Genomic DNA, 13,897 nt, shown 5'->3' with positions numbered 1-13,897 from the left:
CGTCATGGAGATCACCTTCTTGTCCTTCCTCGCTAGTGACCTATTCGATATCAGTAGTCGCGGTTCGACATCTGGCCCCCTCCGTGTGCGCTCTGAACTCACCAGCGATGGACGTATGTGCCGCCCTCGGCTGAGAAGTAGGTGCCGCCAAAGCTGGCGTGCGCACCCCATTGAAGCCCCACGGCGACATCGGTCGACCAGTTGTTCGTCCCTGCGGCCTTTGTCTCGGTCTCGACAAAAAGTCCAGGCTTCCTGAGTTTGAACCCGCCTTCTTTGAAGAATTCGTCTTTGAACTTGTGGTCTGGCTCGAGGTTCTTGTTGATGTCTTTGGCAGTCGTTTTGTTGTTGTAACCGTTAGATGACGCGAGTGAGTACTCAGTGCCTGTTGTCGCCGGGCCAGTGGACACTTTCAACATGAGCTTCACCGCAGCGCCGCCCCCAAATTCAACACCGAGCTTCACCCCACCGCTCACGGCAATTCCGACATCGTCAATCGTGAGACAACCGCCAGCCGATGCAGAAAGGATGGCGCTCGCAACCGCCTCGCCACAGAAGGACGCCGACTTGATGTACGCGTCACCAGAGAAAAGTTTGCTGACCGTGCGGAGTAGGTTCTCCGTGTCCGCCGTTGACATGGCGACATCAGCGATCTGCTTGATCTTCTTGATCACCTGATCGCCGATGGTCCGATTGCGCTTGATGTTGCCGGCTGGGTTCACCGTGCGGCTGGCGCTCTGGCCGCACTGTCCCCATGCATCGCAGTCGTCCCACTTGTTCGTCCGGCGCGGCTTCGGTGGTGCGGGCCAGTTCTTCTCGGCCTGGGCACCGCAGTGACCGTTCACGTCGCAGTCGTCCATGTTGCGCAGACCGTCGGGGTCACTGGACGACGCCGGGTTGCTGTTGGCGTACGAGTAGCCGTTCATCTGCTGCGGGTCGGCCGGATCGATCACCGGGTCGACCGAGATGAACTTGCCCAGGTCCGGGTCGTACTCGCGAGCACCCAGCCGCGTCAGCCCGGTCTCCGCGTTGGTGGTCCCACCGACGAACCCGCGCGAGCCACCCGGCCAGGCGGTCACCGTGCCGCGAGCGTTGCCGAACGGGTCGAACCGCCGCACCGTCGAGGCCAGCGTGCTCTCGTTGACCGCCACCTGCGAGGTGCCGTGGTGATCGGACGCGAGCCACACGACGCCGGCGGACGTCCGTACGGCGTTCGCACCGCTCGCGCTGTAGTACCTCGTCCCACGCTTCGCACCCGTAGCCGTATCGACCTTGAGCTCGCCGCCGCCCACGAAGAGCGTGGCACTGTCCTTGTCCCGGCGGATCAGCTGAGCACCGCTCGCGTCGTAGACATACGTCGACGAGCCCGCCTTGGCGAGGCTGCCGTCAACTCCCCAGGCCATGGGCTGGCCGGCGCGGTCGCTCATGTTGCCAGTCGCGTCGTACGCGTACTTCTGCTCCGGCTTGCCCGCGGTGGTGACCGACTGCACGGCGTGCGGACGGTCCTGGCCGGCGGCCGGATAGGCGTACGCGCTCACGGCGTCCGCTGTTGAGCCCACCCCGTGCTTCGTCACTGAGGTCCGGTTGCCGGTCGCGTCATAGCCGTAGCTCTGCCAGTACGGCGCCGGTCCGCCCACCGTGGAGTCAGAGGGAGCCGACGAGCACGCTGCGGTCGCGGTCCAGGCGTCCGTCGTCCGGCGCAGGTAGTCGTACCGGAAGCATTGAGTATCAACCGATCCCGGCTGCTCGTCCTTGACCGACGTCAGGTTGCCCGTGTTGTCGTAGCTGTAGTCGAGCTTGTCGACGAGAGCCGGGTCCGACTCCTTCTGCGTGAGCGAGCGGCCGAGCCGCCGGGTCCCTGTCTCGTAGAACGTCGTCTGCCAGACGCGCTTGCCCACCGTCCCGAGCGCGACCTGCTGAAGCTCGTTGATCTCGGTGTAGTCGGTCGTTCCGACGTACGTCGTCGTGCCGCCCTTCAGCGTGGTCGGCATGCCGAGGTCGTTGTAGCCATTGAGGATCGTCTCGGCCGGCAGATTGCCCAGCGCCGGGAGTGCGGCCGATGCTTGACTCCCGTCCGGCTTGTAGGTGACACCGGTCGTGTACGTCCCGGCCAGGCCCTTGTCCTCGGCCGGGATCGTCACGGTCTCACCAGTCGGCCGGCCAGCAGCGTCGAAACCCCTTGCTGCGCGGGTGTATTCGCGACCGTCCTGATAGCGCGTCGAGGAGGTCAGCGCCCCCTTTGCAAGGGTGTCGTACGTCCAGCTCGCCACCTGCGAACCGGTCGCCGATCCCTGCCGTGTCGAGGTCTTGCGTCCGAGGGCGTCGTAACCGTAGACCAGGACTGACCCGCGAGCGTCCTTCGTGCTGGTCAGCTGATCAGCCGCGTCGTAGGCCATCGTGGTGATGCCCTTGTCGGGATCGTCCGCCTTCGTCTGTCGCCCGAGCACGTCGTACTCGTTGCGCCACGTATTCCCTGCGGCATCACGGATACTCGCGGGCTTGCCAGCCTTCGTGTACGTGTACTTCGTGGCATCGAACTCACCGCTCGCAGCGCCCGACTTGTACTGACGCAGCTCCGTCGTCTGCCCCTGGGCATCGGCGTACGTCGTCGTCGCCGTGCCACCCGTCGGCGGATCGACCGAGACATAGTCACCGCCGTAAGCCGTTGTCGTACGCCACTTCTCGACGTTGTGATCCAGGAAGATCGACGCGACCGGTCGCTCGGTGCTGTCGTATCGCGTCACCGTCTGCCGGGGCAGCTGGGACGCATCCGTCGGGATGAAGAGGTCCGTCCCGGGAGATCCGCTGTTGGTCCAGTACGGCTCTCGCGTCACGGCTTTCAGCCCACGGCTGTCGTAGATCGTGTCAGTCAGGATGCGCCCACCCTTAGTGCCCGCCGTCTGCGTCTGACGAGCCCGCAGGAACCCATCGAGCAGCGCGTAAGACGGGGTGTACTTGCCGTTCGCGTTGAGGGACTCGGTCCGCACCCAGCTGGGTGCGTTGTTCCGCACCTCGTACGCCACGCGCGTCGTCGGGTCGTCACTCTTGGCCCGCCCGGGGAGCCACGCCGCCGTCATCCGGCCGAGGCCGTCGTAGGTCGCTTCCGTACGCCGTCCCGCAGGGTCCACGTCGAGCACCGGCTGGCCGACCACTGGGTCAACCGTCGTTGTCGCCTCGTGCCCAAGGGGATTCGTGACCTTCTTGCCCGTCGTCAGTCCGTCGGCTTCCGTGTACGACGTCGAGGTCTTGCGGTCGAGCGCGTCAAAGGTGTCAAGCGCCCGTCCGTACCCATCGAACGTCGCCCGCGAGACCGTGTCGAAGTGCGGCGTGCTGCCGTCGTACGAGACCGCCTTCTCGACGCGGGTCACATCGCCCACCGTCGGCGCCACGCCGAACGCGCCACCGTCGTACGAGTTGCGCACGTCAGAGATCGCGTCGGCCGGGAACGTCGGCGAGCCGCCACAGGCGACTCCGATCGTGGTGATCTGGGACGGCGTGTCCATCAGCCAGGTGCCCACGTTCTCGACGTACGACGTCGTGGCGCACCGGTCGTCGTCCCCCTTCGCGGTGTCACCGAGATCGTCAACCTTGGTCACCCGGCCCAGGTTGTCGAAGGTCGACTTCTTCTCAGTGCGCCGGAAACCACCGGCCTTCAAAGCTGTTCGCGTGGTGGTACGAGTGGTCTCTACTTGGAACGCCTGCAGCGATCCTTGGGTCGCCGTCGGCCCTCGGCGCCACGGGTCGTTGACCGTCGCGCTCGCCTCTGGTCCGCCCACACCGTCGTACGCGATCTCTTCACGCACCAGACCCGCGTACGGGTTGTCGTCCGGCAGGCGAGTGCCGGCAGCATCCGTGATCCCGACGTCCTTGGTGCCACCGGCGGCCTTCTTGTCGCCGTTCATCCCGCGGAAGTACTGCAGCTGCGTCTGCGACTGCGGCAGACCCTCATCAGCGGCGGTGTCCCCCTTACGGACGATGACCCGCTCATAACCCCGCCACTGCGACCACGTGCGTCGCTCAGGTGCCACCAGCGGGTTGTCCGCGTAGTGCCAGGCCGCATCACCGACATAGCTGTACGACGTCAGCTGGCGCTTCCCACCAGCGACGCGGTCGGACTGGGAGACCTCCGAGACGACGTACTTGTGGAACCAGTCATCGACTGGAGTCGGCGACGGCGGCATGGACCAGCGGACCGGGAAGCAGCGCAAACCGTTGGAGTCCGGGGTCGGCTTCTTGTCCGGCGTGCAGTTCGGATCGGCGTACTTGATGTTGATGGTGCCGCCGGACTCGGTGTTGATCGCGTGGATGCGGTACTTGTTCATCGGCGGCATGCCGTCGCCCGCCGAGTTGACCCGGTTCGGATATGCCGTGCCGTCGAAAGTGACTGCTGGCAAAGCGATCTCGCCACCTGCAAGGCCCCGGTGCACGACCGACCGCAGCCACAGTGCCGCTCCCCCGTCATCGCCCGGGGCAGGAAAGCTGTGCTCGAAGGTCCACGAGTCGACCGCCTTGGCGCCGGCGTACGTCGTCACCTTGGCCAGTCGTTTGGTCGACCAGAACGTCGGCGAGACCTTGTCGGTGCATGGCCCGCTCGGGCAGTCCTGGTCCCAGGGCACATCCGGCCAGCTCGCCGCGTTGTGGATCGTGCAGTTCGCACCAGGGATGCAGCGGTCGCCGGTCTCGAACTCCACCTTGGCCGGGACGCCCGCCTGGCCTTCACGAGCGCCGTACTCGATCCGCAGCAGGTTGCCGCCGCGGGTGTACGACGCCGCCTCCTTGGCGAGGTTCATCCCGTAGCGACCGGCCTCCGGCGCATAGACGTAGTTGATGGTGCTGCCGTGCCGGTCGATGACGTGATCGAGGTTCCAGCGATAGCTCTGGACACAGTGCGAAGACGCGAAATCTGCCTTGTAGCAAGGCTCTCCGGCATCGTTGCCGAACACCGGCACGTTCCAGGACGAGTCCGCTCGACGACCGAAGAAGTACTGCGTGCCGTCGGTCTTGGTCACCTTCCAGTACTCACCGTTGTCGTCACCGTTGGCCGCACCGAAGAGGTGCTCGACCCGAGAGCCGTCGTCCTTCTCGGGCCGCCAGACGTTGCCACCGTTGTGCACGAGCTCGCTCGACGAACCGCCCAGAGACAGCGTCGCGTTCTCGGTCTCCCAGCACATGTCGCCGGTCTTGGTCTGCCCGTTGTTGCCACCGAGGTCGTCGGCACAGCCCTTGTAGGAACGCTCGATGAACCCCGAGCCGAGGTTCCAGCCTTCGCCCAGCCAGGATGGCTGGCTGTTGGTCGACACCGTGCGCCCGTCCGCACCCGCCGACGAATAGGACGCGCTCAGCGGCGGCAGCAGGCCGCCCGGCACCTGCGGCGCGCGCATCGCGTAGTCCCACGAGAAGGTCCCGCTGTTCGCGGACATCTGCCACTTGCCCGACTCCGCCAGCGTGGTGGCCTTGTAGCTGCCTGTCGAGCCCTCCGGGCCTGCGGCGAGCGCCAGTGTCGTATCGGTCGCCCCCAGCGCGACCGATGCCGTCACCGTGCCGGCCTTCGGATCGTTGCGGCTCGGCAACGGACGTCCGTCCGCTGTTGTCAGACGGAGGCGCGATGCCCAACCACCGCCGTACGCGTTGCGGAAGCCGGAGTAGTCGACCGACACCACGGACGTGGCCGCGCTCCGGGCACCATCCGCGCGACGAGCCTTGATCAGCAGGCCCTGTACGCCGGCCTTGGTCGCCGCGTCGTGGCTCAGCACCTCGACCCGCACCTTGCCCGGAGCGGCCTTGGACTTCGCGTCTCCCGCCACCCTGACCACGGCAGAGGATGCCTTGGCGCCGGGTACGACCTCGCTGACTCCCGCGGCGGGCCACGCCACCTTCGGGTTGCCCTTGAGCGCTGCCTTCGCGGCCGGATCTGCGTTGACTGCAACCGCTTTCGTGCCGTGACCCTTGACCGGCTTCATCTTGTCGGGCGCGGTCGGACGGCTCTGGCCAGGCTTGGGCGCGGCCTCCGCCGGATCGGCCAGGCGACCCATCCCCACGACCACGAGCGCCATCGTCACGAGGGCGACAGTCAGCCGCTTCGCCATCCGCCAGATCATGTTGTTCTCGCTCATCATCAGTCCTTGATCACAACGAAGCCGAGCGACCGATCACGTTGTGATCCCTCGCAATCGGGGTCCAGGGAGTCGAACCGCTCCCCTTCAGAGGTCTTGCAGCGGAGCAGCTCGGCACTCTCCTCGACCCCCGTGGGAGCCGAGGTCCACACCCAGCCCAGCTGCATGCGTACGGTCTTGCCCTCGCACGCTGCGTCAGTCGAGGTGAACTCGTCAGTGCCGTCCGCACAGCTGTGCAACGGGGTCGTCCCGGGTTGCTGCACGCTCGACAGGAAGCCCAGGTGCGCCTCCGACTGGTACGGCTCCGGCGCCCCCCAGGTGAGCGAGGTGTGCTGCCACGGCTTGTAGTCCTGAACGTGTCGGACGAGACCGGCGTACGCCCTCGTGTAGCCGAGCAGACCGTCGTTCGTGGACCCGTGGCCGTTGCACGCCTGCTCGTTGAACACGAAGTGGTCGCCGCCGGTAGTCACGCACCGGTACAGCGGACTGGTCGGTACGCCGGCCGCCGCCTTCGTGTAGACGGTCGTCAGCGGACCGAGCGCTTCCTTGCCCTCGCAATCCGCAGCGGTCGACACGAACTGGTCCGCGCCGGTACGGCAGGAGTAGAGCTGCCGCGTGTCCGTGGTCCCGGTCGCCGGCAGACCGAGCTGCGACTCGAAGTGGTAGCCGGCAGGAGCCGTGCCGCGCACCGTGGTCAGGCGCTCACCGGTCGGCCCGACGAACTGCGCCACCACACCGACGGGGAACCCGTCGCGGGCCTCCACCGGGTTGTCGAAGTCCGCCTTGACCTGCTCGTCCGTCCGCGCACCGGTCAACACCTGCACGTTGTCGATCGAGCCCTTCCACCAGTCGACCTTCTGACCGTTGAACTTGGCACGGCCGATCACCAACGGTCCGTTGGCCGCCCACCTGGGCTTGGCGTACGGCAGGTCTCCCGCCGGTTCACCATCGACGTACAGACGCATCTGCTGAGCGGCCGCGTCGTACACGCCGACCAGCTGCGTCCACTGGTCCGTACGCGGCGTGGTCGGCGAATCCACCCGCAGGCCACCGACATTCGACGCGTCGGCGTCGGTGAGCAGTAGTCCCCAGCGCTTGGTCTCGGGTCGGTAGCCGAGGAAGAACCCGCTCGAGGTCGTGCCCTCCTGGCTGACGGCTGTGCGGACCTGGTCGTCCAGCACATCCGGCTTGACCCACGCGCTGACGGTGAAGCTGCCGTCGGTCGAAGCCACCGGACCAGATGTCGCAGCCTCGCCCGTGGTGCCGTCGAACGACACCGCGTGCGCACCGACCTTGCCGGCGACTCGAGTGACTCCACCACTCAACCGCACGGTGCGCGCATTGCCCGAACTGTCATACGCCGCAGTCCCGTTCGGCTCATCGAGGCCCGTCAGGATCTCCTCACGAGTCGGCGTGTTGACCAAGGCGCTGATCTCACCCCGCGACAGCACCCGGTCGTACACGCGGGCCTCATCGATGACACCCGGGAGGTAGTCGGAGATCGCGCCGTTCCATTTGCCGGTGCCGAAGCGAGTCACGCCAGCGGCCTTCCACCGGCCGGTGTGCTTCGCGGACGCGACCTCGACGCCATTGACGTAGAGCCGCATCTGCGAGGTAGCGGAGTCGTGGACGCCGATCAGGTGAGTCCACACGCCGACCTTCGCCGGAGTCGGGGCGAGCGCAGTGTCACTCGCCTCGTTGTCGATGTCTCCGCGCGGCATCCGGAACGACCAGCCGCGGGTGTTGCCGTCGTATTGGAGGTAGTAGGCGCCGATCCGGTTGCCGTCCTGGCTGACGACGGTCTTCCAGTCGCCTCCCGGATCCTTGGTCAGCTTGACCCACGCGGCAACCGAGAACGTGCCGTCCGTCGCGATGACCGGACCACCGCCTGCCGTCGCGGTGCCTTGCTGGCCGTCCAGGCTGACCGCATCACGAACGCGGCCCGCCGCCCAGGTCGCCCCGGCCGCACTCAACGTGCCGTTGTGGCCCTCCCCGGAGACGTCCGGGATCGTACGAGAGGGATCCGTGCCGTCGAGCGGCCAGTGACCGACCGGCCGCGCCGGAGCCCCGACGAGGATGGCGTAGCCGCCGTGCCCGGGATCGCTCTGGTAGATCGGGCCCTCATTGCCGGCACGGTCGACGGCCCGGACATACACAAAGTGCGGGCCGTCCTCCGGGGGCGTGATCGACACGCTCGCCGCGCCGCCCACCTTGTCGGCAGCGACGTACTCCTGAGGCTCAGTGATATCCAGGCCGTACTGGAAGCCGGCCACGTCCGAGTCGCCGCCCGCGTTGAAGGTGAAGGTGCCCGTACGACCGGCGTTGCCACTCCACTTGTTCTCCGGATACATCGCCGAGGAGATCGCCGGCGCCTTCCCCGGCTTCACCTTGTCGATCGTGTACTCGCACCAGCCACTCCACGGACCGGCGGCCGTGCCGTCCCAGCCACGGACTCGGTACGCGATCGTCGCGTTATCGGCGAATGCACCTGCCGGAACCTCGGCCTCCGCGACGTCACCTGAGCTCTTCATCGCGGTCGTGACGCCACCGATGTAGTGGTCGTGCCACAGGTGCCACTCGAACTGACCGGCGACGAGACCGCCGTCCGGGTCGGTGATCCGGGCGCGCAGCATCGGCGTCGCGTCATCGCCGTACGTCTGGTTCGGGACGAGCCCGCAGCTCTTACCGGCGATCGTCATGTCGCCCGGCACGTCCGGGATCGAGTTGTAGTGGACGATCAGCCGCGCGTCGTTGCCGAACTTCTTCCACGCCAGGCGGTCGCCCTCGTCCGTGGCCTTCATCATGTACGCCGACAGGGCCGAACCGACTCCGACCGCGTTGGCGACGGCACTCGTGGCGTTGAACCCGATCCAGTTCGGCTTGCAGGAGTCGGAGTACCCGAGCGCCGCGTTCTTGCCGTCGATCCAACGGGTCCAGGGCTGCGCGTTCCAGGACAGGTTCGATCCGTACGGACCGGCCTCGTACAGCTCGACGATGCGCGGGCTGCAGGACGGTGCGTGGTTCTCGTAGATGTTGAACTCGGCGCTGATGATCTGCTTGCCGAGCACCGGCGCGATGTCGAACTGGAAGTACGACCGCGCGGTGCCGATGCCGTTGCAGCCGGAGAAGTCGCACTTGCCGACCTTGACCAGCTGGTCATCGCCGGCGCCGTTCCAGTAGCTGTTGCCCGGGTGGCCCGAGAACACCTTCGCCCACGAGACCCTCCCAGCGTTGAAGTCCGGGTCGATCGAGACAGGGAAGACCGTCGCCGGGTCGGTCAACAGCTTCTGGTCGGGGGCCACGCTGATGCGGGACGTCGTGACGTCGAGCCGGCCGCCCGCGTGGTGCTCTCCGGTCGGGGTCTGCGTGCTCGCCGCCCGCGTCTTGGGCGAGTCCCACATCTGCGGCTTGCCGGAGCGGAACACCGCAACACCCTTGGCATCCTTGGCGACCAGCGCACCCTTGTCGTTGGTGACCTTCAGACCGCTGGTCTTCAGGTCAAAGCTCAAGGTGGCGAGCGCCGGCTGTCGCGAGGCCTCACGTGACTTGACCACGAACACCTTGGAGTAGCCCTGCTCGGTCGCGCGCAGGACCAGGTCGACGCCCGGCAGGACTTCGCTGTACGTCGCCGCGTTGCCTGACAGGGTCGGCTTCGGCAGGGCGTGGGTCCAGGTGAGCTCGACCTGCTGGCCAGACTTCCCGAACCGCGCCAGCGGCGCCTTGCCGCCACCGGAGAAGGAGATCGGCGTGGTCACGGCGGCCGGCGCGACACGGTCACCGGAAGAGCGGAGCGAGGTGTCGACCTTCACCCAGCCCGACCCACGGCGTACCCGCTGTGGTGTCGCCGAGAGCTCGGCGGTGAACGAACCGTTCGGGTTCGCGAAGACCTGAGCGGTCTCCGTACGACGCTCGACTACCTCGACCTTCTTGTGCGTCGCCTTGGCGCGCGCGACCGCGCTGGCGGTCGCGGACAGCTTGGGAGCCGGCGGTTTCGGCTTCTTGGTGTCGTCAGCGCTCCCGGCCCTTTCGACCCTTCGATCAGGCACCTGCGCCGGCGCGACCTGCGCGCCGAACGCCATCACCGAGACGAGAACCACCATCAAGGCGATCACCCGTCGCGTCATCCTCTTAACCACCACAACGCCCCCAAGTACGAGTCACGGTCGCGGCGTGCGGGCCGCGATACAGAGCACTTCGCGAGGAGCATCGGGCAACGCGCTTTCAATCCACTGTCGCCAGCGGCCGCTCGGCTCAGTGCATCGAGTGACAGCCAGCTGAAAGGCGCTCCGAATACAACGGTTCTGGGCTCGAACGGTCGGGCCCGGACGTATGCGCCAGCCGTCCACCACGGGCGACACCATGAGACGAACCATCAAGGCGATCGGCGCAGCACTCGGGTACGGCGACCACCCACCTCGAGGTACCGCGACATGACGGCCGGCCGGCAGTACCTCAGCTCGCAGGCGTACGGCGCTGACGCCTTCAACAGCTGCGAGAACGACGGAGCGCTGCTGCACTCCGAGGGCGGGGCGATCACCTGCCTGCTCCCCCGCGAGGCGATCTCGGGCAACCGCAACATCCCGCGCTGGGGGCGCGTGGACCGGACCCAGATCGTCGACTCCCGGAACTGCACCTAGATCGGTCAATCGGCCCCATCGTCGTTCAGGGCTGTCACGGCCGCGCCGTGACAGCCCTGAACGCTGCCCTCACACCTCTGTCGCGGCGACCATCGAGCAGTACGCTCTGGCCCGAGCACGCCTCACGATGGAGCCGCCATGCCGACACGTCCCGAGCCGGACCAGGGGCGGTCGAGCGAACGCAGCCTCATAGGTAACCTCACCATCGAGCTGCTCGGGCCGTTCAGGGTTCTCATCGGCGGCCGCCAGGAGACGATCCCTGCTGGTCGGCAACGTGCACTGCTCGCGGTGCTGGCGGTGTCGCCAGGTGAGTTCGTGTCCATCGAGCGAATCGCGCAGGCGGTCTGGGGCGAGCAGCGACCGGCAGATACCAAGGCGAGCGTGCACACCCTCGTCACCCGGCTTCGCGGCCGGATCGGAGCAGACAAGATCGACACCACGCCGTCCGGCTATCGGTTGGCTGTGCAGCCCGAGTCTGTAGACGTCGCAACGTTTCTCGCGCTCACGGGCGGGGAAGGGGACATGTCCCGGGCAGGACTGGGACTGTGGCGGGGCGAACCGTTCGCCGGCGTCGACTCGGCTTATCTGCACGAGGTCGTCGGCTCGATGCTGACCGAGACCCATCTCCGCACAGTCGAGCGGAGCGTCGATGACGATCTCGACACCGGTCGCACACCGGACCTGGCAGGCGAGCTGCCCGAGCTCGCGGCCCGGCATCCGTTCCGTGAGTCGTTGTGGCAACGCCTGATCGTCATGCTCGACCGCTCGGGGCGGCCGGCCGAGGCTCTGCAGCGGTACGACGAGATCCGCTCCCGGATCGCCGAGGAGCTCGGAACCGACCCGGGCCCAGAGCTGCGGCAGGTGCACGCGAAACTCCTCGCAGCCGATAGCCCATCGGGCGCACCTGCACGCCAGGTCCCTCGCCAGCTCCCTCTCGATGATCCCCGATTCACTGGTCGCACAACGGAATTGGCCGATCTCGATCGGCTCGCCGAGCGTACGACGGACGCCGGTCACGTCGTCCTGGCCGTTCTCCACGGGATCGGTGGGGTGGGTAAGACCACCCTGGCTGTGCACTGGGCACACCACGCACGCGAGCGGTTCCCGGACGGTGACGTCTACATCAACCTGCGCGGCTACGGCGCGAGCACTCCGGTCGGCCCCGCGGTGGCGCTCGAGCGACTGCTGCGCGCGGCCGGCGTACCCGGTGATCAGGTGCCCACCGAGCCGGAGGAGCGCAGTGCGCTCTGGCGTACGACGCTCGCCGACCGGCGCATGCTCGTGGTCCTGGACAACGCACGGGACGCCGCCCAGGTCCGGCCGCTCCTGCCCGGCTCGGGGAGCATGGTGATCGTGACCAGTCGCAGCCGGCTCAGCGGCCTGGCTGCTCGCGAGGCAGCGGTGCAGCTGCATCTCGACCAGCTCAGCCCGACCGACTCCAACGCCCTCTTGAACAGGGCGATGACCCAGGCCGTCGCGGCCGAGGACACCGCGCTCGCCGAGCTGGCCGAGCTGTGCGGGCATCTCCCTCTGGCTCTCGTCCTCGCCGCGGTCCGAGTCGCGAGCGAACCCCAACGCGGGCTCGCCGGTGTCGCCGCCGACCTGCGCGACGAACGCCACCGGCTCGCCGTGTTCGAGACCGAGGACGACGCCGCGATGACCGTACGCGCGGTCTTCGCATCGTCGTACCAAGCCCTCCCCGACGATGCGGCCCGAATGTTCCGGCTGCTCGGGTTGCACCCGGGCCTGCGGATCAGCCCTGAGGCAGCCTCCGCCCTCGCCGACGTCCCGACACCCGTAGGCCGCCGACTCCTGGAGCGTCTCGCCTCGACCCACCTCGTCGAACCACACGACAGCCAGTACGGCATGCACGACCTGCTCCGGTCGTACGCCGCCGAGACCTGCGAGCAGATCGACCCTGCGGCCGACCGTGAGTCAGCCATCGACCGGCTGCTCGACCACTATCTGTCGACCGTGTCGCAGGCGATGAACGCTGTCGCACCGGACACGCAACACCACCGTCCGAAGTTGACCCCACGTCGGGTGGCGGCCGAGTTCGACGAAGCCGACGCCGCCCTGGCTTGGCTCGACCAAGAACGGCTCAGCCTCCTCGCCGTTGCCCAGCTCGCCGAGAAGATCGGACGAGACGAATACCTCGTGAAACTGGCTCGGACGGTGCACCGCTACCTCAACCTTCGTTCGCACTACACCGATGCACTCACGCTGATCACCCGCGCACGAAACGCCGCGAGCCGGATAGGCGACGTACCCAGTCATGCCGTCCTGATGACCTACCTCGGGACAGCGAACGAGCAGCTCGGTCGCGACGAGGACGCAGCACAGCTGTTCCGTGACGCCCTCGAGGAAGCCCGTGCGCAGGGAGACAAGCTGACTCTCGGACTTGCCTGCAACGCGCTCGGACGACGGCAGTTTCTCCGTGGTGAGTACGCCGACGCAGTCGATTTGTTGGAGGAGACTTTGTCTCTTGCCGCTGAGACCGGGGATCGGGTTGTGGAGGCCCATGCCTTGAACAACCTCGGTGGCGTCTTCTTCCGGCAGGGCAACTATCACCAGGCAGAGGCGTACTGCCGACGCACGCTTCAGCTGCGACGCGAGATCGGCGACCGCGCCGGAGAGGTGGATGCCCTGAACAACCTCGGATTCGTGTGTACACGGTTGGAGCGGTCTGACGAGGCGCTGGACATCTTCCGCGAATCCTTGCTGGCAGCACAGTCGGCGGGATACCGGAATGGGGAGGCCAGTGCACTCCACTACGTCGGCGCAATCCATCTCCGTGTCGGTGCGCACGGAGATGCCATGGAAGCGCTGCAGGCATCGCTGAAGATTGCTCGTGAGACGGGCGCTCGGTCGACGCAGATGGCGGTGTTGAACGCTCTCGGCGAGACCCATCTCGCCGCTGATGATCCGTTTGCCGCAATAGCCACCCACCGTGAGGTCCTTGGCATCGGCCTTGACCGATTCGAGAGCGCGAGGGCATTGGCCGGGCAGGCAGCCGCGAGCCTGTGCCTCGGTGACATCTCGACGGCTCTCCAGCTATGGCGAGAGGCGCTACGCGGCTACGAGGAGCTCGGCGTGCCCGAGGCGGACGTCGTACGCGCCCGTCTGGCCGAACTCGACCCGCCCAGCTGA

At 67.0% G+C, this 13,897-nt stretch carries 4 protein-coding genes; 2 read left to right on the top strand and 2 right to left on the bottom strand.

Translation table 11 applies throughout. The annotated features are described in order from the left end of the window. Window positions 1-98: 98 nt before the first annotated feature. Both VV02_RS04080 and VV02_RS04075 read right to left on the bottom strand, forming a co-directional pair. Window positions 99-6,110, bottom strand: coding sequence for an RHS repeat domain-containing protein (locus VV02_RS04080; RefSeq protein ID WP_052590054.1), 6,012 nt, complete (start codon window positions 6,108-6,110; stop codon window positions 99-101). Between the two features lie 2 nt (window positions 6,111-6,112). Continuing rightward, a complete protein-coding gene (locus VV02_RS04075; protein ID WP_083449888.1) occupies window positions 6,113-10,234 on the bottom strand; it encodes a LamG-like jellyroll fold domain-containing protein in 4,122 nt (1,373 codons plus the stop codon). A 306-nt stretch (window positions 10,235-10,540) separates the two neighbouring features. On the opposite strand from VV02_RS04075, the gene VV02_RS04070 reads away from it, so the two are divergent. Continuing rightward, on the top strand, window positions 10,541-10,747 hold the full coding sequence (locus VV02_RS04070) for a hypothetical protein (protein ID WP_052590049.1): 207 nt from the start codon (window positions 10,541-10,543) through the stop codon (window positions 10,745-10,747). A gap of 138 nt (window positions 10,748-10,885) precedes the next feature. Then, window positions 10,886-13,897, top strand: a complete 3,012-nt coding sequence (locus VV02_RS04065) for an AfsR/SARP family transcriptional regulator (RefSeq protein ID WP_052590047.1) — start codon at window positions 10,886-10,888, stop codon at window positions 13,895-13,897.

It is taken from the genome of Luteipulveratus mongoliensis (genome assembly GCF_001190945.1).
In the GTDB taxonomy this organism is placed as follows: Bacteria; Actinomycetota; Actinomycetes; order Actinomycetales; family Dermatophilaceae; genus Luteipulveratus; species Luteipulveratus mongoliensis.
This window is presented reverse-complemented; position numbering and strand designations above follow the sequence as displayed.

Coding starts and splice junctions, on each gene's coding strand:
- VV02_RS04080 (WP_052590054.1), bottom strand. CDS start 6,110: ATGAGCGAGAACAACATGATCTGGCGGATGGCGAAGCGGCTGACTGTC.
- VV02_RS04075 (WP_083449888.1), bottom strand. CDS start 10,234: ATGACGCGACGGGTGATCGCCTTGATGGTGGTTCTCGTCTCGGTGATG.
- VV02_RS04070 (WP_052590049.1), top strand. CDS start 10,541: ATGACGGCCGGCCGGCAGTACCTCAGCTCGCAGGCGTACGGCGCTGAC.
- VV02_RS04065 (WP_052590047.1), top strand. CDS start 10,886: ATGCCGACACGTCCCGAGCCGGACCAGGGGCGGTCGAGCGAACGCAGC.